The sequence below is a fragment of the Chroococcidiopsis sp. CCALA 051 genome (assembly GCF_003015105.1).
GTDB lineage: Bacteria > Cyanobacteriota > Cyanobacteriia > Cyanobacteriales > Chroococcidiopsidaceae > Chroococcidiopsis > Chroococcidiopsis thermalis.
Window position 1 is genome coordinate 110477 of sequence record NZ_PYCI01000001.1, and the last position, 23743, is coordinate 134219.

The 23743-nt window shown below is 43.7% G+C and carries 25 protein-coding genes; 7 read left to right on the top strand and 18 right to left on the bottom strand.

Annotated elements, in window-relative coordinates; translation table 11 throughout:
• Positions 1 to 47: 47 nt before the first annotated feature.
• Together crtB and pds are read right to left on the bottom strand one after the other, a co-directional pair.
• Entirely contained in the window at positions 48 to 983 is a 936-nt protein-coding gene (gene crtB, locus C7Y66_RS00440) for a 15-cis-phytoene synthase CrtB (RefSeq protein ID WP_015152590.1), read from the bottom strand.
• The gene (pds, locus tag C7Y66_RS00445) at positions 967 to 2409 is read right to left on the bottom strand and encodes a 15-cis-phytoene desaturase (protein ID WP_015152591.1); all 1443 of its coding nucleotides are present in this window, start codon (positions 2407 to 2409) and stop codon (positions 967 to 969) included. Before pds ends, crtB begins: the two co-directional genes overlap by 17 nt.
• Positions 2410 to 2938: 529 nt before the next feature.
• Here pds and C7Y66_RS00450 point away from each other — a divergent pair.
• Positions 2939 to 3364 (top strand): CAAD domain-containing protein, encoded by a 426-nt coding sequence (locus C7Y66_RS00450; protein ID WP_039715111.1) that lies wholly within the window; start codon positions 2939 to 2941, stop codon positions 3362 to 3364.
• Positions 3365 to 3881: 517 nt separating this feature from the next.
• Positions 3882 to 4607, top strand: coding sequence for a VWA domain-containing protein (locus C7Y66_RS00455; RefSeq protein ID WP_106544072.1), 726 nt, complete (start codon positions 3882 to 3884; stop codon positions 4605 to 4607).
• A 50-nt stretch (positions 4608 to 4657) separates the two neighbouring features.
• Here C7Y66_RS00455 and C7Y66_RS00460 read toward each other — a convergent pair whose 3' ends face one another.
• The gene (locus C7Y66_RS00460; RefSeq protein WP_255409910.1) at positions 4658 to 5020 is read right to left on the bottom strand and encodes a co-chaperone YbbN; all 363 of its coding nucleotides are present in this window, start codon (positions 5018 to 5020) and stop codon (positions 4658 to 4660) included.
• 172 nt (positions 5021 to 5192) lie between these two features.
• Entirely contained in the window at positions 5193 to 5825 is a 633-nt protein-coding gene (locus C7Y66_RS00465; protein ID WP_106544073.1) for a MarC family protein, read from the bottom strand.
• A 251-nt stretch (positions 5826 to 6076) separates the two neighbouring features.
• Here C7Y66_RS00465 and rnhA point away from each other — a divergent pair, with 251 nt between their 5' ends.
• Positions 6077 to 6997 (top strand): ribonuclease HI, encoded by a 921-nt coding sequence (gene rnhA / locus C7Y66_RS00470; RefSeq protein ID WP_106544074.1) that lies wholly within the window; start codon positions 6077 to 6079, stop codon positions 6995 to 6997.
• On the opposite strand, the gene cruG is transcribed toward rnhA, so the two are convergent.
• Both cruG and cruF read right to left on the bottom strand, forming a co-directional pair.
• The gene (gene cruG, locus C7Y66_RS00475; RefSeq protein ID WP_106167811.1) at positions 6960 to 8177 is read right to left on the bottom strand and encodes a 2'-O-glycosyltransferase CruG; all 1218 of its coding nucleotides are present in this window, start codon (positions 8175 to 8177) and stop codon (positions 6960 to 6962) included. The two genes, rnhA and cruG, sit on opposite strands and share 38 nt — an antisense overlap.
• A 73-nt stretch (positions 8178 to 8250) precedes the next feature.
• Positions 8251 to 9168 carry a gamma-carotene 1'-hydroxylase CruF gene (cruF, locus tag C7Y66_RS00480; RefSeq protein ID WP_015152598.1) on the bottom strand — a complete coding sequence of 306 codons (918 nt, stop codon included), beginning with the start codon at positions 9166 to 9168 and terminating at the stop codon, positions 8251 to 8253.
• Between the two features lie 385 nt (positions 9169 to 9553).
• Here cruF and C7Y66_RS00485 point away from each other — a divergent pair, with 385 nt between their 5' ends.
• The gene (locus C7Y66_RS00485) at positions 9554 to 10000 is read left to right on the top strand and encodes a hypothetical protein (RefSeq protein WP_106544075.1); all 447 of its coding nucleotides are present in this window, start codon (positions 9554 to 9556) and stop codon (positions 9998 to 10000) included.
• Positions 10001 to 10129: 129 nt separating this feature from the next.
• On the opposite strand, the gene C7Y66_RS00490 is transcribed toward C7Y66_RS00485, so the two are convergent.
• The 5 genes from C7Y66_RS00490 to C7Y66_RS00510 all read right to left on the bottom strand — a co-directional run bounded on the left by C7Y66_RS00490 (position 10130) and on the right by C7Y66_RS00510 (position 13691).
• Complete coding sequence (locus C7Y66_RS00490; RefSeq protein WP_015152600.1) at positions 10130 to 10369, bottom strand: type II toxin-antitoxin system HicA family toxin; 240 nt, start codon at positions 10367 to 10369, stop codon at positions 10130 to 10132.
• Positions 10369 to 10593, bottom strand: a complete 225-nt coding sequence (locus tag C7Y66_RS00495) for a type II toxin-antitoxin system HicB family antitoxin (RefSeq protein ID WP_015152601.1) — start codon at positions 10591 to 10593, stop codon at positions 10369 to 10371. Before C7Y66_RS00495 ends, C7Y66_RS00490 begins: the two co-directional genes overlap by 1 nt.
• Positions 10594 to 10614: 21 nt before the next feature.
• Positions 10615 to 11193: a trans-aconitate 2-methyltransferase gene (locus tag C7Y66_RS00500; protein ID WP_106544076.1), complete on the bottom strand. Its 579-nt coding sequence runs from the start codon at positions 11191 to 11193 to the stop codon at positions 10615 to 10617.
• Between the two features lie 84 nt (positions 11194 to 11277).
• Entirely contained in the window at positions 11278 to 12021 is a 744-nt protein-coding gene (gene bioD, locus C7Y66_RS00505; protein WP_233222461.1) for a dethiobiotin synthase, read from the bottom strand.
• A gap of 71 nt (positions 12022 to 12092) precedes the next feature.
• On the bottom strand, positions 12093 to 13691 hold the full coding sequence (locus C7Y66_RS00510; RefSeq protein WP_106544077.1) for a serine/threonine-protein kinase: 1599 nt from the start codon (positions 13689 to 13691) through the stop codon (positions 12093 to 12095).
• Positions 13692 to 14133: 442 nt separating this feature from the next.
• Here C7Y66_RS00510 and C7Y66_RS00515 point away from each other — a divergent pair, with 442 nt between their 5' ends.
• Positions 14134 to 15126 carry a ribose-phosphate pyrophosphokinase gene (locus C7Y66_RS00515; protein WP_015152605.1) on the top strand — a complete coding sequence of 331 codons (993 nt, stop codon included), beginning with the start codon at positions 14134 to 14136 and terminating at the stop codon, positions 15124 to 15126.
• Between the two features lie 201 nt (positions 15127 to 15327).
• Here the strand turns inward: C7Y66_RS00515 and C7Y66_RS00520 are convergent, their stop codons facing one another.
• The 3 genes from C7Y66_RS00520 to C7Y66_RS00530 form a co-directional block, all read right to left on the bottom strand.
• A complete protein-coding gene (locus C7Y66_RS00520) occupies positions 15328 to 15759 on the bottom strand; it encodes an NUDIX hydrolase (RefSeq protein WP_106544078.1) in 432 nt (143 codons plus the stop codon).
• Between the two features lie 8 nt (positions 15760 to 15767).
• On the bottom strand, positions 15768 to 16226 hold the full coding sequence (locus C7Y66_RS00525) for a DUF3531 family protein (protein ID WP_106544079.1): 459 nt from the start codon (positions 16224 to 16226) through the stop codon (positions 15768 to 15770).
• 122 nt (positions 16227 to 16348) lie between these two features.
• On the bottom strand, positions 16349 to 17254 hold the full coding sequence (locus C7Y66_RS00530) for a Sll0314/Alr1548 family TPR repeat-containing protein (RefSeq protein ID WP_106544080.1): 906 nt from the start codon (positions 17252 to 17254) through the stop codon (positions 16349 to 16351).
• Between the two features lie 234 nt (positions 17255 to 17488).
• Between C7Y66_RS00530 and C7Y66_RS00535 the strand changes: the two genes are divergently transcribed.
• Together C7Y66_RS00535 and rsmG are read left to right on the top strand one after the other, a co-directional pair.
• Positions 17489 to 18148 carry an ABC transporter ATP-binding protein gene (locus tag C7Y66_RS00535; protein WP_015152609.1) on the top strand — a complete coding sequence of 220 codons (660 nt, stop codon included), beginning with the start codon at positions 17489 to 17491 and terminating at the stop codon, positions 18146 to 18148.
• Between the two features lie 68 nt (positions 18149 to 18216).
• Positions 18217 to 18927: a 16S rRNA (guanine(527)-N(7))-methyltransferase RsmG gene (gene rsmG, locus C7Y66_RS00540; RefSeq protein WP_106544081.1), complete on the top strand. Its 711-nt coding sequence runs from the start codon at positions 18217 to 18219 to the stop codon at positions 18925 to 18927.
• A gap of 121 nt (positions 18928 to 19048) precedes the next feature.
• Here the strand turns inward: rsmG and C7Y66_RS00545 are convergent, their stop codons facing one another.
• The 4 genes from C7Y66_RS00545 to C7Y66_RS00560 form a co-directional block, all read right to left on the bottom strand.
• Positions 19049 to 21454 (bottom strand): hypothetical protein, encoded by a 2406-nt coding sequence (locus tag C7Y66_RS00545; RefSeq protein ID WP_233222462.1) that lies wholly within the window; start codon positions 21452 to 21454, stop codon positions 19049 to 19051.
• 163 nt (positions 21455 to 21617) lie between these two features.
• Positions 21618 to 22328, bottom strand: coding sequence for a bifunctional 2-polyprenyl-6-hydroxyphenol methylase/3-demethylubiquinol 3-O-methyltransferase UbiG (locus C7Y66_RS00550; protein ID WP_106544082.1), 711 nt, complete (start codon positions 22326 to 22328; stop codon positions 21618 to 21620).
• A 4-nt stretch (positions 22329 to 22332) separates the two neighbouring features.
• Complete coding sequence (locus C7Y66_RS00555; protein WP_106544083.1) at positions 22333 to 23340, bottom strand: glycosyltransferase; 1008 nt, start codon at positions 23338 to 23340, stop codon at positions 22333 to 22335.
• Between the two features lie 266 nt (positions 23341 to 23606).
• The coding region (locus C7Y66_RS00560; protein WP_233222463.1) for a Fe-Mn family superoxide dismutase at positions 23607 to 23743 on the bottom strand (137 nt) is incomplete at its 5' end.

Genomic DNA, 23743 nt, shown 5'->3' on the forward strand with positions numbered 1-23743 from the left:
CTTCCTTGTCTTCCTTGTCTTTTCTTTCCCTACTCCCTACTGCCTCATTAAAGCACTTGCGCCCGTAGCAAGGCTGTTGGTAGGGAACAGAGCTTTTGCAAATTAGGAACATACGCCCTTTGCCGAAACACATCGTATTGGTTGCGTTCGATTCGATCCAAAATCTGACTGTAAAGTATCAAGGCTGACCATACAGGCAAACGGGCGCTAGGAGCTAGATAGCTGATTCCCTTTTCTGCCTTAGCATAAACCTCGCGTGTCCTACGGATTTGAAAGCGCACGAGTTCTCGCCAACGATCGTCAACCACTCCGTTAAATAAATCTTGCTCGGTGTAGTTAAATTTGGCTAAATCCTCTAAGGGGATGTAAATTCTGCCTCGTCTGGCATCTTCCCCGACATCTCGCAGAATATTAGTCAGTTGACTAGCAATCCCCAAGGCGATCGCTTCATCTGTGGGAATATACGGTTCTTTATCCTGATTCCAAGCTGCCGTGTCTCTTGTGGTATCTACACCCATGACTGCTGTAGACATCAAACCCACCGTTCCGGCAACGCGATAACAGTACAGATGCAACTCTTCAAAAGTTTTATAGCGGCTCCAGCACAGATCCATGCGCTGTCCGGCAATCATATCTCGAAACGGCTGAATCTCTAGTGGGAAGTTCTGCAAAGCATCAACCAACGCCACATCATAGTCTTCCAAGGGATGACCCGCAAACACCGATTCTAGATGCTGCTCCCACCGATCTAAAGTTTCTAAGGTGGTAATGGCAGCAGCCGGACCATCAACTAATTCATCAGTGCGGCGACACCAGGCATAAATTGCCCACATAGCTCGTCGGCGCTTTGCCTCTTTCATCAGTAGCGTGCCAGGATAGAATGTCTTGGCATACTTTGCCGTGATTTGGCGACACAGTTCGTAGGAATCCTCCACAGAGGCGAGCTTTTTCATGCACGAGGGGGAATCAGGCAGTTGCAGCATTTGTTGCAGGCTGAGTATTGAGCGTGGGCGTACTGGTTTGGGAATTCACTTCGCTAGCAGCTCTAGCAATTGCCTGCGCTGTCAGCTTACCAGAAAGTACAGCACCTTCCATACTACCTAGATAAGGTTGCATGGTGTAACTACCAGATAAGTAAAAATTGCTAATTGGCGATGCCTGACTGGGACGATATTGTTGTCGTCCTGGTGTGGCTGTATACACGGAGCGAGGTGTTTTTACGACATGATATTTTCGCAACCCAGCAGGATTGTCGCTGCCAAAGTGTTGCGGAAACAGTTTTTCTAGCTCTGTTAGAGTTACCTGTAAAATCTCTTCATCGGATTTATGAATCCAATCTTGAGCCGGAGCCAAGACTAATTCCAGCATCGAGCGGTCGGGATCGGCATATTCGCGACAAGTATTGCTCATGTCGGCATATACGCTTAACAGTGGCGATCGCGAAAATAACAACTGGTCTATATCTGTCAATTTGCGATCGAACCACAACTGGATGTTAATCACGGGTACGCCTTCTAACCCATTTAACTGCTGGAAATACTCTAATTGTTTCCAAGGAGTTGGAATCAATTTTTTCAGCACGTCTACGGATGTGGCACTGACGTATAAATCTGCCGTTTCTACGTAGTCGGCTGCCCCGTTCAAGCCTCTGATAGCAAATCCTTTTACTGTACCATCGGGGTTCAGTAAGATTTCCTTAAGAGGCGCATTCAACCGCACTTCGCCACCGCGTTGAGTAATGTAATCTACCATCGGTTGACACAGGCGCTCTGGCGGAGAACCGTCTAAAAATGCCATTTTCGAGCCATCTTTTTGCTGCAAAAAGCGGCTGAGCGCTGTTAGAAGCACCGTAGCTGAGATTTCGTCAGGATTGATGAAATTGAGTGACTTAGAAGCAGCAATAAAGATGTCTTGTTGCACCTCTTCGCTCACGCCTTGCAGCTTCAACCACTCAGAGAAGGTATACTTGTCGGTTTGCTCGACATACTTTTGTCCCCGCAGCATCGCTGGGACTAGTCCCTTAGCCAGTTGAATTTTTTCCCCCCAGGTTAGCATGTCGTTATTCCGCAAAATTGCGGCGATTCCATTGAAGGGAGCTGGCAAGTTAGGAAAATCAAAGCGACTGTAAGTCCCTGGCTTTTCCGGCTGATTGAAGATCATCGTGTGTTTTTTCCACTGCAAGCGATCTTCAATCCCTAATTCTTTCAACAACTGCAACATGTTGGGATATGCCCCAAAAAAGACGTGCAGCCCCGTTTCATACCAGTCGCCATCTGCGTCTTGCCATGCTGCGACTAATCCACCTAGTACATCTCTGCTTTCTAGGACGATGGGAGTATAACCCACATCAGTCAGATATTTAGCGCAGGAAAGCCCTGCAAGTCCTGCCCCAGCGATCGCTACTCGCATCAACTGTTATTGCCCTTAAGTTCAGCATTTACTCGGTCTCATTATACTTTGCATTCCGTTACATTTGGTAGTTATTTTTTTAGTGGTGCGTGGTGCGCGATAAATAGGGTGTGGGGATAAAGAAGACAAGGGAGAGGGGGAGACAAGGGAGAAGGGGGAGACAAGGGAGACAAGGAAGCAGTATTGCAGAGGTGCAGCGGTGCAGAGGAGATTAAACAACTCTTAACTCCTGACTTCTGACTCCTGTACGGGCGGGTGCGCGCAATTATAGATGGAAAGCCTTAGCCAAAAATTTTCGGTCAAAACCCGTCCGTACGACTCCTGATAACTGAAAATAGAATCTTAAATTTTGATGAGATGTAACGCTTGAATTCAAAATGATTTTGTAGTCGAGCTAGCATTGCTTTCAAGTTAGTATTTGGTCGTAACTCAATCGATAGATGACTGCTAGACTGAATGGGATAATATTGAAGGTGTCTGACGACTGATAAGCCGCAATTTTTTCAAGCTACATTCACAAAATTTAACTATGGAAGCCCAAATGCAGCAAATCGAAAATTCAAATCCCACTTCCCCAGAGGAATCAACTGCATTAAGCACTGTGTCATCAGAATCTCAGTTTTCACCTACTACCCAATCTATTAAAAAAGGCGAGTGGATTGTATCCCAAGTCTTGACATTTTTATCCAACATGTTTGGGATCTTAAAAGATTTCTTTAATAGATACAGACAGGCAATTATCAGCATTCTGATCATTGTAGGTGCAATTGTCTCTCTGCGCGTTGTACTGGCTGTTATGGATGCGTTGAATGATGTTCCTCTGTTGGAGCCGACTTTTCAGCTGATTGGGATTGGCTACTCAGCTTGGTTTGTCAGCCGCTACTTGCTCAAACCTTCCACGCGGCAAGAATTAGCGCAAAAATGGCAAGGGTTTTTGGGTGAACTAGAGAAATAGCGCGATAACAACGTTTGCGCTAAACGCTGCGCTACACTACTCCTTCGGAGAAGCAAGCTACGCGAACGCTAACGCCTTTAGATCTAAGGCAATTGAGTTGTCTTTAGCTACATTAGCCTTAAAAATTACTGAATTCACTCATTTTAAGCCTGCAAGCACAGTATTTTGTTTGCAGGCTTTAGACTTTTGTAGCAGTTAAGACAGACTCTTTTGAAACGATGGTGGAAACATACATCTTACTTCTTACCCATGCTTCAGCAACAAAATCAATTTAACTTTGTTTCCGAAATCGCTACTCCTTGGCTTGAAGTCTTCAATAGCAATTTATTAAGCTCAATTGAGTCATAAAATATACTCAATATCGGGCGGTCGTTTTTTTAGAATGCATTAGCAAATCCTTTTGTTGTATAAATTGTATGAAGCGATCGCTTTTCAGTTCGTGTCACCCTAGCACGAAATAATACACAGATTATCTTCCGAACGTAGTTTTGTAGGCAAAAAAAGTTGGAGGTGCTTCATGAAAGTTTGGAATCCGCGATCGCTACTGTCCAAATCCACTGGCGATGGTACAACACCATCGATTCTAGAAGATGCGGTTGAGTTTGCCGAAAATCCAGAACCCCGTTGTCCGTGCATTTTGCTGCTCGATACTTCTGGTTCTATGAAAGGGGAACCACTGGATGCTTTAAATGAAGGCTTACGAACTTTTCAACAAGAACTCGATCGCGATAGCTTAGCAAAAAAGCGAGTCGAGGTGGCGATCGTCACGTTTAATAGCGATGTTGAAATTGTTCAAGATTTTGTCACGGCTGACGATTTTCAACCACCCGTACTGAAAGCGAAAGGCTTAACACACATGGGTGAAGCAATTTTGCGGGGATTGGATATGCTTCAGATTCGCAAAGCATTGTACCGCGAACATGGAGTTTCCTACTACCGTCCGTGGCTATTTTTGATCACCGATGGCGAACCTCAAGGAGAAGCCGAGGAATTGATCGAGCAAGCCACCCAAAGGATTAGAGATGATGAAGCAAACAAGCACGTAGCCTTCTTTGCTGTTGGTGTAGAAGCGGCGGATCTGAGTCGCCTCAGTCAAATTTCCGTGCGCGATCCCCTCAAACTTAAAGGGCTAAACTTTAAAGAGTTGTTTGTTTGGCTTTCGGCAAGTATGCAACAAGTTTCTCAGTCAGCTCAGATGGACGAACAATTACCTTTACCTCCAGTGACTTGGACTGGAGCATAGTGTTCCTAAAAGCTTACCGTATTGAGTAGAGGCATGTTTTGTGCCTCTACTCATAATATTGCCTGTAAACGTTGCAGTAGATGCGCTGCTGGCAGTAAATCTTCTATCCTCTCTTCTTCAATTCTTCCTATTAACTGCCCGTTTTTAAAAATTAATAGCGTAGGCAATGCATGAACTTGATATCGATCGGACAAAGCTGAATTTTGTTCGCTGTCAATTCTGACAATTTGTGGCTTTTGCGGCAAATGAGAGATTGCATCTGCTAAAACAGCATCTAGCAATCGAGAGGGACCGCAGCCAGGAGCAGAAAATACAGCTAAAACTGGTGATTCTGAGCTAGAAATCAGCTCTTCTAATTTTATGTGTTGTTCTAGTATCATAAATAGCTTCTGCTCCGCATTTCTAGCTAACAATTGGTGGCGTAAAATACAAACTCGCGATCGTCGATCGCAAAACGTAACATTATTTTGCTCCGTCTACATGATAGCGATGGTCTCTAATAAATCATCACTCAAAAGATAGATTCGATGCTACCTACTACTGCATGGGCGCACGGCTGTGCGCCCCTACTCAATACTTACTAATTTAAGAATTATTCAAAGCACTTCTGAGCAAAACAATAATCCCATTGGCAATATACTGTACGGCTAAAGCTGCTAGTAAGACTCCCAAAACCCGCGTGATGACATTCACTCCCGTTTGTCCTAAAATTCGTGCTAAACGGGGCGACAGACAGAGAAAAATATAGGCAGTTAACAGTACAACTGCGGCGATCGCTAATACAATAACTAAACCGAGAGTATAGGAGCTAGCCTCATTCACCAAAATCAGTACGCTAGCCAAAGTACCGGGACCAGCAATGAGCGGAATTGCTAGGGGAAAAACGCTGATATCTTGTCTGAGCTGTGCCTCTTTTTCTTCTGCTTCTGTTTCCCGTTCCCGTTGCGCAAATACCATGTCTACCGCAATTTTAAATAGTAATACCCCAGCTGCAACCTGAAAAGCTTCAATACTGATGTGTAAGTAACTCAGTAATAGAGAACCTACTAAAGCAAAAGCTAATACAATTCCGCCAGCGACTAAAACTGCTTTTCGGGCGATCTTAATTTGCTCGTGAGAAGCACGATTTCCGGCTAAAGTGACGAAAATCGGTGCTAAGCCGATGGGGTCGATGACGACAAATAAAGTCAAAAATGTTCTAATAATGAGGGAAGACACGGTTGATTTAGGATAAAAATCGTTATTTTTTATTCTCTCTTATGAGGACTTTTCCCCATTTAACAACTCCAAAAAATGCGATCGCCCTCACACAGAAATTAAGAAAATCTATTGCCCTACGCTCATAGAATCATCATCAGTATCCTACCCTTACCTAGTTTGACTCGCCGAGCGTTACTACACAGATAATTTTATTGTGCTAACGTAATAAGTCGCTTTCCTTTGCATTTTCATGGTTTGCTCTCTCATCCATGCCGATATCTGCTAACATCCAAAGCATCTATACAGATGGAGCCTGTACGGGCAATCCCGGTCCCGGTGGCTGGGCTGCTGTTGTCTATTTTACTGATGGTTCACTGCACGAAATCGGTGGTAGTGCCGCTCAAACGACTAACAACCGGATGGAAATGCAAGCGGCGATCGCAGCCCTTCAGCTCATTGCAGAATCCAGCCATCCATCCGCCGTTACTATCCATACAGACAGCGAATACTTAATCAACGGTGTCACCAAGTGGGTCAAAGGATGGAAAAAGAAAGGCTGGAAAACTGCCCAAGGCAAACCCGTCCTCAACCAAGACCTGTGGGAAACGCTAGATCGACTCAATTATCCGTCTATAGAGTGGCGACACGTTCGCGGTCATGCTGGTATCATCGGCAACGAGCGCTGTGACGCGATCGCCCGTGCTTTCGCTAGTGGGAAACCACCTCATTTGCAGCAGCAATCCGCCTCCAACTCCGAAGCTACCGACGCTCCAAATTTTCTCGCCCCTGTATCAGAAGTAGCTGATTTTTCCAGCAACGATCTGATAATTGACAAGTCAAATACAAATAGCCACCTTGCCTCAAACACTTCTATGATCGATTCGTCTACTCCTTCCTCTATCAGCAACGAAGAATTACCCCGCGAAGTCAGGGTGGCTCAACTCCGCAATCTATTAGAAACACTGCGGAGTGCCGATGAAATTGCCACTAAAGGCTATCTGATTACCAGTTCCGAACTAGCAGATTTGATGGATGTCCACGCTAGCGCCGTCACCAGCCGAGGTGAAGAATGGCGTTGGCGCAACTGGATTGTCTCTCGCGTGCGGCGAGAAGGCAACCAAATTCTTTGGGAATTAGAACGCGCCGATGCAATTAATCCTGATGATAACTCCGACCACGCCACTGAGTAGGAGTGCGAAACGCCGAGAGGAAAATTCTCAACACCGCTAGCGGATCGGCTAAGGGAGACAACCAAAATAACCAACCTCCCTTAGCTTGGCTGCGATCGTAGGAAGGGGCGATCGCAAACAAGAGGGCGAAGCGGATCGCCAGTAGGAAAGCATTGAGTCCCAATAAGAGGGAGGGAGTCGGTAGGGGTGCATAGCTGTGCGCCCGTACTAGGGAGTCGGGAATCGGGAGTAGGAAATAGCTCGATAGAACTAGCAAAGGCAGGGCTTGCACTGAAAACAGCAGCCACAGATCGCACCAGAGTTGAGCGGCGGGGGAAGCATCTTTAAGATCGAGCGATCGCCCCCACTCTTGCCAAGTTTCCCTGGCTCCCTCATACATGCGGACTTTGAATACCTTGGCTCCATCGAGAAACCCTACCTTGAAGCCGCTAGCAGCAATATTTCTGGCTAAGGTAACATCATCGCAAAATGAATTTCTCGCACTCGTATAGCCGCCTACAGTTGCCAGCACAGAACGACGACATAAAAAACATTGCCCGTTCGCCATCACTCGTTCTGCTACCTGAGCATCCACACCAGCAGAATCGAAGCGATATAACAGCGTCATTAACAATGCTGGTTGCAACCAACTTTCGCCGGGATACTTCAGAATGAACTGAGGCGAGAGTGACACCAGATCGTAACCCTCAGTTTCCGCTGTTTGGACTAAACTCGCAACTAAACCTGGTTGCGGTTGAGTATCTGCATCTACGCCCAAAAACCACTTGCTCTGTTCTGAAGTCTGCAAAAAACCGTTGTGTAACGCCCAAGGTCTACCCACCCAGTTTGGAGGGAGGGGGTCATCGGTCATCAGCTGAAATCGAGGGTCTTGCTGTTGGGCGGCTTTAACTAATTCCCTCGTCCCATCCTGAGAGTTACTATCGACGATCGCAATTTCTCGGACTTCGTAACTTTGCCGACTCAATCCTGCCAAACAGGGATTAATCCGTTCCGCTTCATTCAGCGTCGGCACGACTACACTGACGCTACCTAGCATATCTGGTGTAGGAGTGCGGGGGATCAGGGGAGGATGGCGACTGGGACCTTTCAGCAGGCGTGATAGTAAAATTGCCGCTGCTGGCACTTGCAGCAGCAACAGACCGAGAAATATTCCGTTGATTAAGTTCGACCAGTCAGCCACAGGATAAATTGCTCTCCAGATTGTCCAGCGAATAGCTATTCACGATAAATATTTAGCTAGTAGCCAGTTGTTTCTACTTCAGTGCCACTTCTACAGGAGCGACACTCATACCGTGGGTCTCTTCCATTGCAGGTTTTGTCACATTTGGTTGCGCCATCCACCATAGTAGTAGGGCGGGTATGACTCCAAAAATGATGCTTAAGGACACAGGTAGCCAGTATCCCCCTGCTAAGCTAATCCCTGCTGCGAAGGCAACATTACTAAGGTATACCACCAAAGGAATGTTCAATTGCGATCGCTTGAGTTGCAGCGACACTTTGCCCCACAGAAAGGCAGCGACTGCCATAAATAGGGCGCTCGTACCGAACCAACCAGCATAGTTTTGATACGGCGTGCCAAAGAAAGCCCCTGGTTGATGCCAATACCAGAAAGGGAAGCTCGTCTGACTCATGGCTGGTTCGAGGGCAAAATCCCATGAGGTAAATAGCATCGCGCCTAACAGCACAGCTCCCACATGACGCAGCCACATCGGTTTTACTGTTTGTAGGGCTACCCGCGCGATCAGGTAAGCCGAAAGCCCCATATAGAACCAAGATAAGGGAATGGTAAATGGCACTAACCCAGCAATTTTATAACCCAAGCCACTCAAGTAGCTGTAGTCTCCAAAGGGAAAGCCCGTACCCGTTCCCAGTAATTCACTGCTTAAAGAAATACACACTGCTGGCAGCATAAACGTCAACCACAGTTTTATTCCTAGCGTTCGATAGGCATAAATGGAGACGGCAATTAATCCAAACAGGATATCGATCACTCCACCCCCTGCCATCGATCGCTCTACGCTCCACTGGAAAACGTTTTGTCCTGAAGCGGCGATCGCGCTTAAAATCGCTTCAGCATGAGGCACGACTAGCAATAATCCTGCTAGTCCAAAGGCTTTTGATGCAATATGACCAATTAAGCAGATGCGTTCAGCTCTAACAAGTTGGTTCATGAGAATTCCTTAATTCAACGGGACGCTGGGAGAGGTTTTACTGACACAGTTCGGCAAGTCACAATTTGGCAAGTCACAATTTGGTCAGTCATAATCGGGAGCAATCGTAGGTACTGTTGCCCATAGCTCTAACTGTACTTTTGGGCTACACTTCTGGACTAGGCTTCTATATAGGCGCGAGTGGTTTTGCCACTGCCAGGCGATGATGTAGAAACAACAGATTTTGTTCTTGCACTGTAATCTTTGCGATTTGTCAATCAAATCTTATTAATTTTTGTAAATCATACCAAAAATTTGCTCGCTTGCATCACAATACCAGTAAAGATCGATCGCCCATAGCAGGAAACTAGGTGAGAAAATATATATCTGAGTAATTTTCCCTAAAATGAGACGTAATGCGATCGCAATTAAAAAGTTTCCCTGGATTTCTCTAGCTTTGCTGCTAGCCACTTATGGTATTATCGGTTGGCAGCTATCTGCGCTCGAAAGTCACTGGATATTATGGATACTCGCTGCTGTAGCAACTGTGCTACTAGCTGTTGCCGTGTCCTCTCCGTGGTCGAAAGTCAGAGACGGCTTTGCGAGTTGTTTTAAATCTGATAGCAAGGCTTTTTTAGTTGCTGTGACGATCGCTTTTTTTAGCGTTGTCATCATTACCTGGCTGCATATTTTCGTTCATATCCTCGTCGTCTTGTCTGCGAGTATGCTAGTTAGGTTAGACGTTCAAGCCACGCGCTGGAGCAGTCGTCAGAGTTTTTGGTTGATTGCGATCGCTTCTCTGGTTAGCTTAGCACTGGGAGCGTTCATGCATATAGGCTTGAGCCACATTTGACAGTTATCAGTTATCAGTTGTCAGATATCAGTTGATAGTTGACAGTTATTCAGTTATCAGTTTCTGTTGCAGCATTTTGAACGCGATCGCTTTGTTAATTACCTTGAGCAAAATAGAACAAATGCTATCCTAGCTTTGATTGTATGTCCTCAAAAACTCTTCGCGGGAAATACCGATTTGAGTACAGATAGCTCTCAAAGTACCGCTTTTAATTTGTGGCTGGTTTGGCATCACAAGTGGCGTTTGAGTTCCATCTGAATTATTTCTCGTCATGACAATATGTTCTCGTTCGCGAACTATACGAAAACCCAGTAATTCAAAAGCTCTAATTACTCGTCTTTTAGGAGCATCTACTGGGAATTTTGCCATTAAACAGCAACCTCTGCCTCAGTAACAAAAATTTCTACAGGAGCATCGTCTAGCATTGTCTCGCCAAAAATTTCAATATAACAAGTAATAGCTGACTTCACATCTGCTAAAGCTTCTTCATAAGTCTCTCCTTGTCCAACAATTGCACCTACAATCCCGATAGGATAGGCAACATATCCGTCAGAATGTTTTTCAATGACGATTTTAAACTGTTTTGCTGTCATCTGTTTAGTGTTTCCCTACTGCTATAATTTTTCCCAAACTATTGAATAATGCCAAAATAAGTGTACTTTAATATTTGCTCCCGTTAGCGAATTTTTATAAATATATTGTACTTGCGATCGCGTCAAATATTTATCTGTACGAAGATGTTCTTTCCAGACTGTTCTAGCTTCTATTGTTGGTTTATTGTTTCTGTTTTTGAAGGCATGAAATATCCAGTTTAGCGGAATGGTGATTGAATCGTTTAAAATGCCTTGTATGCCTTCATTGTCTAATAAATCTATAACAACCAACTTTCCACCAGATGTCAACGCTATCTTCAGCTTGGGTAGTAATCTTTCTATAGGCAAATGATGAAAGGTTGCAATGGAAACAATTGCATCAAATTGCTTAGCTGGAAACTCCCATGTCAAAATATCAGCTACCTGAAAATCTATATTTGCGTAATCTTGAGATTGCTGTTTTGCAATTTCTATCATTTTAGGAGATAGATCGATAGCAGTAACTCTATCAGCACGTTGAGCTAAAAGGCGAGATAAATTACCAGTACCGCAGCCAATTTCAAGAATATTGTCACAATGCGATGCTAATTGTTTTAACAAAAATCGGTGATAGTGGCTATTGTTGATTCATGGCTTCACTCATACTTCTTACCTAGATTTGAGCAGTAAAATCCGAATTGCCAACTACCAATTACCCATTACCAAAGGCATCAACCTTTCTAAATCCAAATCCGAAGCTATTTGAGCTAATTTATCTAAATCTTGCGGATCTTCTAAATAAGGTAAACAACCCAATATAGGAATATTTGTCAGAGATTGAATTAAATCCGTTGGTGTCAATTCAGCAATTTCTGTCTCAGAACGCGGCTGGGTACAATTAAGCACGATGCCGCGCAAATCGATCCGAGATAACTTTGCTAGGGCGACATTTGCCACAGATTGAGCGATCGCCCCCAATTTTACCGGAACTACTAACACCGTTGGCAAGCGCCAGGAAGCAGCTAAATCGGCAACAGTTAGCTCCTGAGTTACAGGCGTACCCAAACCGCCTAAAGCTTCGACAATCACCCAATCCTTTCTTGCTTGCAGACTTTGTAAAGCTTGCCAAACAACACCTAAATCGATATCTCTCCCTTCTTTCGCGGCGGCTACAGGTGGGGCAAGGGGTGCGTCAAAATAGAGCGGGGCAATTTCTTGGGGTGATTGGTCGAGGGAGAATAGACTAGTATACAACTCGCGATCGCCCACTCCTGCTTGCATCAACTTCATCACACCCACAGCACGCTGAGGCTGATATTTCTGCCCGTAGGCAGTCAAAGCCGTAGTCAGAACTGTTTTGCCAACTTCCGTATCAGTCCCTGCGATCAGAATTACCATTTGAGATTTGAGATTTGAGATTTTGGATTGTAGAGACATTTCGTGTAACATCTTTACATTCCTACGTTACCAGGCTCAGAACTTTTAACTTTTAACTTTTGACTTTTGACTTTTGACTTTGCCTACTTATACACCCCCACATTCACCCCAAACTCAACCTCGTTATTAGCCAGTGGCACGACATCTATCTGATATTGTCCGCTACGCTTGACTCGCCCTTGCCAATGGAATTCATTTCTTCCCTTCAATACATTGCCATCGGGATCGCGCACGTCCAAGGTTACTGCTCCTCGCGTCACAATGACCGATAACTGCTGTCCTTCTTCCAAATTGACCAAATAGCGCTGAATTTGCTGCCTGCTGGTACGACCTGACACCTGCGTTCTACTCTGTCCCTCGGCAAAGTTAATTGTTTCTGTTTCAGCCGTAGGAACCTCTACTGTAGGACTAGCCGGAGATGCGGCAGGTAGTGTAGGTGTGGGTGTGGGTGTAACTGCACTTGCCAAACTCAAATTGAGTTGGTATTGACTTTCATCAACACCAGGCGCGGGAGTCAGTTGAACCGTGTAGATTCCGGTTGATGGTAGCGTACCTTGATAGCTCGTCACCTGGCTGGCATCGGCGATCGCTTGTTTATCTGGACCTAATACTGTAAGTAACACCCCTTCTTGTGCCAATGCCGCACTCAGTTGTTGCCCTCGTTCGGCAACAAACGTGTAGTTAACCGTAACGTTAGCTCTCAGGCTACCTGTAACGTCGCTGCTGCTACCAGGGACTAAATTAAGCGCCTGACTGTATATAACTGGCGATTGGTTGAGTGAGGGTGTTGGCGTAGCAAGTGCGGCAGGCGACTGAGCAATTTGGGGTTCGATCGCTTGCAGCGCTTTAGCGACTTCGGCTACATTTTGGTAGCGATCGTTTGGCTTGTAACTTAACATTCGGTTTAATATCTGAGCAAATCCAGGCATAACTGTCGCCCATCGCTGCCAGTGCCAGACTAACGTGAGATCGTCAAATAATTCCTGTGGCTCTCGACCTGTCAGCAATACGACTACGGTTACGGCTAAGGCATAGAGGTCGCTGCTAGGATAAGCTCTGCCAGTTTGAATTTGTTCGCTGGGAGCATAACCTAGTTTACCGACTGTGGTTGCTTGAGCTGGAGTACTATTGGAGGACTGAAAGCGGGTCGCTAGCTCCTTAACGACACCAAAATCAATTAAAACGGGTTTAGCATCGCTTTCCCGTAAAATAATATTATCTGGAGAAATATCGCGATGGATAATACCACGCGCGTGAATGTGGGCGAGAACGGGTAGTAGTTGTTTGAGTAGATGGAAAACCTCTGCTTCGGAAAAAGTTTGCCCGTTAGCCTGATATTCGTCTAATAAGGTTCTATAGGTTTTCCCAGCCACATAATCCTGTACCAAAAATAAACGCCGATCTTCTTCAAAAGTGGCGCGAAACTGTGGGACTTGCGGATGTTGAATTTGATAGAGAATTGCTGCTTCACGTTGAAAGAGTTGCTGGGACTTTTCTAAGGTATAGTTGTCCGCCTGCGCTGGAATTAATTCTTTTAAAGCACACAACTCGTTAAACCGCCCGAGATCTTCTGCCAAATAGGTTCGTCCAAACCCCCCCTGACCTAGAACCCGATCGACACGATAGCGATTTTGCAGAACAGTACCAAGCTGAAGCGGAGGTTGTAGGGGAGGTTGATTCATAGTCTCAAGCAGGATGTCTAAAGGCAGGAATTTGATTTTGGGTTAGCAAGCGAAGGTTTTCTGCATCGATTTTGCCATTTCATTAACTATATCTGCTGCTTCCACGTTGAAGGATTGCCGATCTCTCTCCTGTTATAGCTACTACCATCTCATTTTTGACACATAACACATTGACGCATAGCACATACAAATAGGTTTCTCGGCTGGGCAGAGCTACGTGCAGGGAATTTCAGTAGTTCTACTTAAGGTTTAGCGGTAAGTTTAATCCGATCGCCATAACAGCGATCGCGGTCTTCCCAAGATTTCACTAAATTTGACTAAAAAATTGTTAAATTTTTAACTAATTTCATATATGCTTAATAATTAAATTTCTAGACATTTTTCTAGGAAACACCCGATTCTCAAATGATAAGATGGAAGCGATCGCGCTTCGAGGATTACCGTGCTACGATCGGCAACTTTGAAATTGCAACCTGCTCCGATCGCAGTTGCAGATAACAACCGACTGAGATTATTTTCTGGCTCTGCCAACGTACCTTTAGCCCAGGAAGTTGCTCGTTACCTGGGCATGGATTTGGGTCCGATGATTCGCAAGCGATTTGCTGACGGCGAATTGTATATCCAAATTCAAGAATCGATTCGCGGTTGCGATGTTTATTTATTGCAACCAACGTGCAATCCCGTCAACGATCACTTCATGGAATTGGCAATCATGATTGATGCCTGTCGGCGAGCATCGGCAAGGCAAATTACAGCGGTACTACCTTATTATGGCTATGCCAGGGCAGACCGCAAAACGGCAGGGCGGGAATCAATTACGGCGAAGTTAGTAGCTAACTTAATCACCGAATCGGGAGCTAGCCGAGTTCTGGCAATGGATTTGCATTCAGCGCAGATCCAAGGATATTTTGATATTCCCTTCGATCACGTTTATGGCTCTCCAGTCATTATTGATTATTTAGCAAGTAAGCAGCTAACTGATATCGTAGTTGTTTCCCCAGATGTTGGGGGTGTGGCAAGGGCGCGGGCATTTGCCAAAAAACTCGACGATGCACCACTGGCGATTATTGACAAACGCCGTCAGGCTCATAATGTCGCTGAGGTATTGAATGTGATTGGTGATGTGGCTGGTAAGACAGCCGTGCTAGTCGATGACATGATCGATACTGGCGGGACGATCTCAGAAGGAGCGCGGTTGCTGCGTCAAGAAGGGGCGCGTCAGGTGTATGCTTGTGCTACCCATGCAGTGTTTTCACCTCCGGCAGTTGAACGGTTGTCTAGCGGATTGTTTGAAGAGGTGATCGTCACAAATACGATTCCCATTCCTCAAGAAGCGCGTTTTCAACAATTAACTGTGCTTTGCGTAGCTAATTTGTTAGGAGAAACTATCTGGCGGATTCACGAAGATAGTTCTGTGAGCAGTATGTTTCGCTAATTAAGTCTTCATTTCGGCGTTATTTGCAAGCCCATTATTATAGATAAAACCTGCCAGTGCGGGTTTTATTTTTTATGTCACGCAAAGACGCAAAGACGCGAAGTGGCTTCTCGTAGGGTGAAGATCTTCTCGAAGAGTAGAGTAGAGGCAAAGAAAGCTACTAGACAAAACGAAAGCAGAAAGAGAATTAAACTTAAAAGTTTATGACAGATACTTGATAAATTGCTCTGGCACAAGTCTTAATTCTCCCGATCTAAACCGATCGCACTCCACCCAAAGAGCGCGTTTTTTGCGCTTTTTCTCCATAAAGGTTATTTCTTCAATTTGATAAAACTTTGGATCGGCAAAATCACATTCGTAAATAAATAAAATTTCATGACCTGGTTGTCCGTTAAAAGTGAATAAATTTTCTTGACAATCTAAGTATTTTATATTCTCGATTTCTGCTTGAAGTTCCTCTTGAAATTCTCGTTGTAGAGCTTCAAGACTTGTCTCTCCAAACTCTACGCCACCACCCAAAGCGCGATAAAAAGTTTGTTGTTTTACCGGATCGTAACCTTCAGAAATAAACACGCGATCGCCCTGACGGACAATTCCCAAAGCTAAAACTCGGATTTCTCCTGGTTTATGCATATGAAATTTTAATTCCCATCGTAAATAAATCTAGAACGATCTTCGTCATTATCTTCTACAGCCCAATCCTCATTTTCACCACCAATATATAGCCGCTCGATACTAACGTATTCTTGACTCAATTGCCGGAGAGAGTTAATCAGAATATCGATCGCGATCGCGTCGCTCGTACCTAGATCGAACCAGCAGCGCGCCCAAGTTCCCTGATACTCAAATTCACCCATATTGTGCATCAGCGCCATCATGCTATCATCAGCCTGCTGCGTGTCATATTCCATGTAGCTGAGATCTAATCCTTCTTCTTGAACTTGTAAATTTTCGGCATTGAACCCACCTAATTTTCCTAGATAAAACCAGGACTGAAACACCTCCTCAACATACTGCTTTTCCATTGGGGCAGGTACATTACTAAACTCGATCCAAAACCAGACATCAAAGGGGTTAAATTCGCGAAATTGAACTTGCATTTTGATTGGGTAATGGGTAATGGGTAATGGGTAATGGGTAATAGGTAATGAGTAAGGATGCAAAAAAGAGATTAGAAATCAGAAATGAACTCTAACAACTACCAACTACCAATTACCATTATCTATTTTTGCTGCGCTACTACACTTAGCCGTTGAGCTGCCTTGCGTCTCTCTCGTTCGATTTGTTTGACTAAGTCGGGTGGGAGTTGGTCTTTTTTGGCGATCGCTAAATCGAAATTCTTCACCGATTCCTGTAACATGGCTGCACTCTTTTGCTGATTGCCATAAGTCGAAAGAATTTGTCCTTTAAGATAATACAACTCTGGGTTGCTATTACTTGCTTTCATCGCTCTATCCACAGCTTCTATGGCTTGGGGAAATTTTTTCAAATCTCGATAGCCAACCGCTACACCCCTTTCGGATAAATACTTAGGTCCGGCAAACCTTTGCAAGCGCCCTATTGCTTGTTCTGGGTTGGAAAAGGGCAGATTGACAGATACCATTAAGTCCATGTATCCCCGCAGCAAGTTTAATTCGGGGTCTGTAGAGGAGATCGCTTCAGCTTTGTCCATGTACTCGTAGACTTGCCTTAATTCTGCCAAAGCCTGCGGCGTTCCCTTCACTGTCCCTTCTCGAAACAAAGCAGATGCACCCAATAAAAAATGACCGACTGCTGAGTATAAATTACCGCGCAACGGGTCTGTTGATATTAGTTGGCGAGCCGTGTCTAATGTCTTTTTGCCATAGTTGCCTAAAGAATTGTAGTCCTCGTTGAGGACGTAAGCAAGGGAAGCTCTCATGGCATAAGCTAAAGGCTCTTGCTGCTCGTTACCTGAAATTGCCTTGAGATAGCGATCTGCTGAAATGTAATCTCCTCGCTCGAACATGGCTCTAAAAGCGGCTTCAGTTTTTTCGCCAATCGGTCTTTGATTCGTAGCGCGAAAGGGATCTTGCGCCAGAGTCGGAGAAATGAGGTAAAGAGTGAGTGTAGTTGAAAGTGCGATCGCACTAAAGATTTGCCTGATCATAGGAGTTAGGGGCTGAGACAAGGAGGACAAGGAGGACAAGGAGGACAAGGGAGAAGTCACAAGTCGCTTTCTACTGATAACTGATAACTGATAACTGAAATAGACGAATCCCCGGTAGGGAAGTTGCAGCTATCGCTCGGTATTGACATCTGTTTGCCAGAATCTAGGCAGAATTATACTTGGTATATTTAGCGCTGCCGAATGTCCGTTAATGTTTGTTGGTATATTTAACTGATGCTTTATCTGAAAAATCTGACTTATCACCCCCCAGCTAGTTCAACAGCTATTTTAAAATCGATCGACCTAGAGTTAGCACCCCAGCAGTTGGGATTGATTATTGGTCCTAGTGGTTCTGGCAAGAGTACGTTATTAGAAATCTTATCGGGGTTGGTATCGCCAACTGCGGGTAACGTAAGTTGGGGAACGCAAGAATTACAACCAGAAAATTTACAAGAGTTAGCAGGATTGGTATTTCAGTTTCCAGAGCGTCATTTCTGCGGTGGTACAATTTTAGAAGAATTACGCTTGGGACATCCCGAATTAGGTTCGGAACGAGTCAAACAAGCTTTATCAGATGTCGGTTTGGAGAATTTGCCTCTACACACACCACCACAAGTTCTCAGCGGGGGACAGCAACGCCGCTTGGCTATGTCGGTTCAGTTAATTCGCAAACCCGCACTGCTGTTATTAGACGAGCCTACTGCTGGTTTAGATTGGTCGATGCGCAGGCAGCTAGTTCATTTATTATCCCAACTTAAGCAACAACGGACGCTGTTAGTTGTAACTCACGATGCAGGAGATTTATTAGCGATCGCCGATCGCTGTTGGTCAATTCAGCACGGTGAAATTTATCCTACAGCACCGTTGGCGATCGAACCGCATCAAATAGCATGAGAATTCGGAATTCGGAATACCCCTTTGGGGAAGCAAGCTACGGAATTCGGAATTATGAGGAATAAGTTATGAAAGAACGCAGTGTTGCTGTGTTGCCGGAAATGCATGAGATTTGGCAGCAAACTTTAAATTGGCAGCCTAGTATCGCACAACAAGTGCAATTTCAGCAGCTTTATGAAGCGATCGTTATTGGTAATCAAAAATTAAATTTGACTCGCATTACTGCACCAGAAGAGTTTTGGGAAAAGCATCTGTGGGACTCTTTGCGGGGGATTGTATCTTTATTGCCAACAAATTATGTAGGGGCGCACAGCTGTCCGCCCCTACATAAGATAATCGATATTGGTACGGGGGCTGGTTTTCCTGGAATTCCTGTGGCGATCGCTTTACCTGATGCTGAGGTAACTTTACTCGATTCTACGCAGAAAAAAGTTGCTTTTCTGAATTCTTTAATGACTGAAATGAACCTGCAAAATATTCAAAATTTAGTTGGTAGGGCTGAAAATATCAACAAGCAACCCCAACAATCTAACAATTATGACATAGCTTTAGTTAGAGCTGTGGCGGCGGCTGATGTTTGTGCAAATTACGCTTTACCTTTTCTCAAAGCAGAGGGATTAGCTGTTTTATATCGAGGTAATTGGACAAAAGAAGAACAAACAACTTTAGAGGATACTGTAAAAAAGTTGAGCGGAAAAATTGAAAAAATTGAAAACTTTACCACTCCTTTAAGCCACGGTATACGTCATTGTATTTATTTGCGCAAAATTAATTCATAATCGTTAGAAACTCTAGAAACACGCGAATATAGCGATTTCCATCTAGATGCAATACATCTGTAGGGGCGCACGGCTGTGCGCCCCTACAAATACATCTACCTCATTCAAATTTTTATGCTTTCTAACTTCTATTTTCTTTCACTCTTTGAATTGAAAGCTGCCGAAATCGGATCGATCGCTGCGATTTCCAGTTACCGTACTGTGCTTCGAGTGGCAGCGGTTTAATTTCTAAATTTTCATGCTTCATGGCATACTGCAAGACCTCAAAAAAGGAACTGCGATTTTGATACTTAAATGTAATAGTATTCTGTCCGGCAATTCCTTGAAACTTCAGTTGACGTTGAACGCGATCGCCAACTTGAATCGGAGCAATTCTTTCTATCTGTATGCCATCGATCTCTACGATTATATCTTGAGGGCTAATCGGATTGTCAAAACTATATGTCAACACTAAATCTTGAGGAACAGATAAATAGAAAGTCAGTTCTGTTTTTTCTCCTATTCCCCAACGAAATTTTTTCTGTTGTGCGTCTTTAGTAATTCCCTCTAATCCAGTTAAATTTAAACTATAGGGCGCACTATTTTGCAGTAGATTTGTTTCAGAGCTATCTAATAAAGGTTGGAATTTTAAGCTAGCACCTAAATCCGAGTTAACTTGAAGTCGCCAATTAGTAGATTTAGGAATAAATTCTATTCTTCCCCCCGTAGGTGCTTCTGTCACCATAGTTGGCACGCCAAAACGACCGTAAAATTCTTGAGTACAGTCTTTCGTGAGTAAATCTGTATATAAATTAATTCCAGCAAAATCGTTCAGTTTATAAAAATCTGTAAAAAATGACCACTCATCAGAACGGAAACATTTTACTTGTGGAATTGACGTTTTCTTTTGCGTGTCTGGTGCGAGTAATTTATCCCAGCCTGCTGCAATATAAGGTTCTGCTTGAGATGGGTGTAAGCGTCCGAAATACTGTCCCATCACTTTTTTCTTATGGAATCGTCTTAAGGTAAAAATGCCGCTGTTATAGACATAATAAGGACAAGGACCAATTCCATTTCCGCCATGAACGCAGAAGGGAAAATCTAACACTGCTTCCCCTGGCTGCTCCTTAATATAATTCATGTAAGCGTAAAAGTTCTCATTTAGTGAAGCGGGTTGGTAGTAAGCTTTATACGAATAGGCAGTGTAAAGTTCAGTACAAGCTAGTAGAACTAATGCAACCGCTAAAAACTTTTTGCCGAAGGAACGCCAATGTTCTAAATTAATTCCTAAAGCAAAAATGCAAAAAATTACGGCATAAACTAGCGTGCTACGTCCGCTAACGCGATTAAAGCTAAACCAAGGAAAGATTTTTAAAGTTGGTAGAAAAGTGGGATGGTAGAGCAGGCAGAGTAAGAGAATAATTAGTAAGGGGACAAAGATGCCAATGTGTTTCCTAGCTTGCCACAATCCTACGGTTCCTACTATTAGTAAAAACCAACCAGGACTACCATCAAAAAAAGCTTCTGTTGAGTCTAAAAAGAAGTTGGCATAATTCTGTCCTGGGTTGAGAAAAGGAAAAAATGGTATTATTAGTCGCGCTGGATTCGTCCACCAAGCACCATAAAAATCTCCCGTATCGCTTAAACTTTTAGCCGCTTTGCCAATTTGGAGAACTAAAGGTAGATATATATAACTGGCGATCGCAGTTATAGCTAATAAGATTAAACTCGTTTTGGGATGAGTAAAGAAGTCTCTTTTGTAACTTAAAAGTTGTAGTCGCAGGATTTTTTTGATTTTGACTTCTTTTTTAATTAAATATCTCTGAATATTGAGGGCAATAATATAAAGTATAGAAACCGTAAAAGATGTTAATGCATAACCAGCAACATATCCCAAATCTTGACCGAGAGATAAGACGAGCAAACACACCCTAAGTAGAATCAATCGTAGAGATACGTGTTGCCTCATCACCACTCGTTTGACGATGAGAAAGTCAGCAAAAAAACTGAGAATTGTCCAGTGTAAGATTGCGTAACCGACGTGCTGAGGATATTTTGCGATCGCGTAAAAGTTAAAAAAAGCAGCAATAAAGCCAGCACCAGCAGCGCGATATAAGCCGTAGTCTTTTCGGAGCAGGAAAAAAGTTAAAACTACCGTAACTGCGATTGAAAGTAAATAATAAAGCTGCAACCAAGGACCAGTTTGAAATAGAGAATAAAGTCCAGCGTAAAATAGATCTTTCTCAATTCCCCAAGGCTGAAACACGCTATTGGTTCCGTAAGGATAGAAAGCTTGATTATTAGTTAAATTTAGATGAGGTAGGGGGAAAAAATCAAAGTTTTTGGCAAAATAAAAACCTGTATATTCCCACAGGTCTACATATTCTTTATTGACAGTTGAATCTGGATAGCCTGGAAGTCCTGGACCAGTAAATCCTGTTAGCGGGTGGTAAAAGTCTTTAATAACTAGAACGCTAAATGCTAGACAAAGGCAAATAAGAATTACAATTTGAGTTGCGGCAATCGCGAAGTGAATCGCCTTTGGCATCGTTTTATTTTTTACTTTGAAGCTATTCATTTTCAACCCTTTGCTACCAGTCAAAATACCTCAGCGATTGGGAATCGCAGCTACGCAAACAAAGCCTACCTTCGCAAGCTGGAATAGTTGTCTCGAACAGACTTAGTTTGTGTAGCCTCAGACTCGTAGTCTATCAGCTCTGTTTTTGCCATATTCCTAAAACAGATTTACCTAAAGAATATTGCAAAATTGGATCGATGTTTCTAGATAAAGGTATCATGACTTTATCCCAAAGCTGTATCTGCTGTTTTGTCGGCGTTTTACTTTTCAACACGAAACGGTTGCCTAATGAGGCAAGTAATCCGATGGAGTCGAGATAAATCAGCTGAATACAATTCAGGCTTCTGGGGATCGTGGATGCTAAACTTTGCTTGTTATAGCGTCGATAGTGTCCTATAGCTCGATCGAATGGCGTGAATAGCCACTGATGTGCGGGAGCTAGTACGACTAAGTAACCGCCATCTGATAAATGCTGCGTCACGGTCTTCACTTCTGTGCGATCGTCTTCTATATGCTCCAAAACATCCATGTAAATAATGGTATCAAAGCGATCGTTTGAGGCTAAATCTGCTGAGGTTCCCACTCTCGATTTACAACACGCTGGCACTCTGCCAATAGAAATTTTTAAATCGATCTTTTCCGTTAGAATTGGGTCTGGTTCTAAGCAAAGCCACTCTTTTTGATGACCCTTGCAGAGAAATTCAGTGGTTGCGCCTATCCCTGCACCGACTTCCAATACTCTACCTTGTAAGTATTTTTGAACTAGATTTCCATAATAGTTTTTCCAGTTATAAGCTTGAGAAAATAATTCTAATTCTGAGCCAATATAGGAGTAATCTTGCATCGACTTATTTAGACAAAACTTCTCTAGAAAATACTTCTTTCAACTTAGAAACAAAGTAATAATAGTCTTGACCAAGCATAAATCCATAACTATTCCTAGTATTTAAAATCATTAATGCAAAAACAATCGACAACATGACTGCTTGCATGAGAATCGAGCAAAGAATTCCAACTGCGATCGATGTCCAACCAGGAATTGCTAAACTGGTGAAGAGTTTAATAGATACAATTCCACCTAGAGATATGAGAATCAATAACACAATTACAGATACAGAAATAATCAGTCTCGTACCTACTATATCTGCATAGACAGAAATCGAACTGATTCCGTGAGTTACCAGGGAAACAAAGTTCATTTTAGAGCGTCCGAACAAACGGTTGCTGCGCTTGGTAGCAATTTCAGTATATGGTATTCTCGCCCGCATAATTCCAGCGGCATAGTGATTCCAAATCTCGGAGATGACCACAATTCTAGACAAAAGTTGATATGGAATTACGCTGAAGTTTCCTACTTGAATGTGATGTCCGGTTAAGAGTTTGTAGACGAGTTTATAAACTAGATAAAAAGCTTTGAAAAGATATGTTTCCGATCGCTTAGTTCTTTTAGCGAAAATAACTTTGGCATTGCTTTCTGCTTGGCAGCAATTAATTAGTCTAGGAACATCTTGCGGATTGTCTTCGCCATCTCCATCCATAACGACAACGACTTTACAATTTAAGTTTGCTGCGATGTAAGCTAAACCAATCGCGATCGCTCGTTGATGCCCTAAGTTTCTTTTTAGTTCTAAAATATTGACTCTCTCGATGGCTTTAAAACTAAAAAATTTCAGTTCCGTGGGGGCTGGAGCGATCGAAGCATCGTCTACAATCAAGATATCTACGCGAATATCTCGGTCTAGAAAAGTTTCATCCAAACTCCAGAGCAACCTTTCCAGTGCCTCCCAATCATTAAACACTGGAATTAGCACGATCGCAGATGGAGAACGATGGAGATCGCTATCGAGCAATGTCATTTTAGTCCGAATCCTAAGCTAGACATCTTAGATGAGTAGTTGGCGATCGCGAGTACGATAGATATCCACATCGCACTGAGTTGAGTATTTGCATCAACAGCAAATTTCTGCGTTCATCTTACCACCCCTCAATGACGCAAAACTATTTTTAGGGTTCCGCGTCAGAATGGGGAGTCGGGAGCGGTTAGTGGCTAGTGTCTGGTGGCTAGTGGCTTAGAACTTCTCCCTTGTCCCCCTTGTCCCCCTGCTGCCTCTTCTACTGCTAATTATGCCGCTTTCGCTGCCATTGCTAAGCGCTGATTAATTTCTTGCCAGTTGACGACATTCCACCAAGCCTTGAGATATTCGGCGCGGCGATTGCGATACTTGAGATAGTAGGCATGTTCCCACACATCATTTCCCA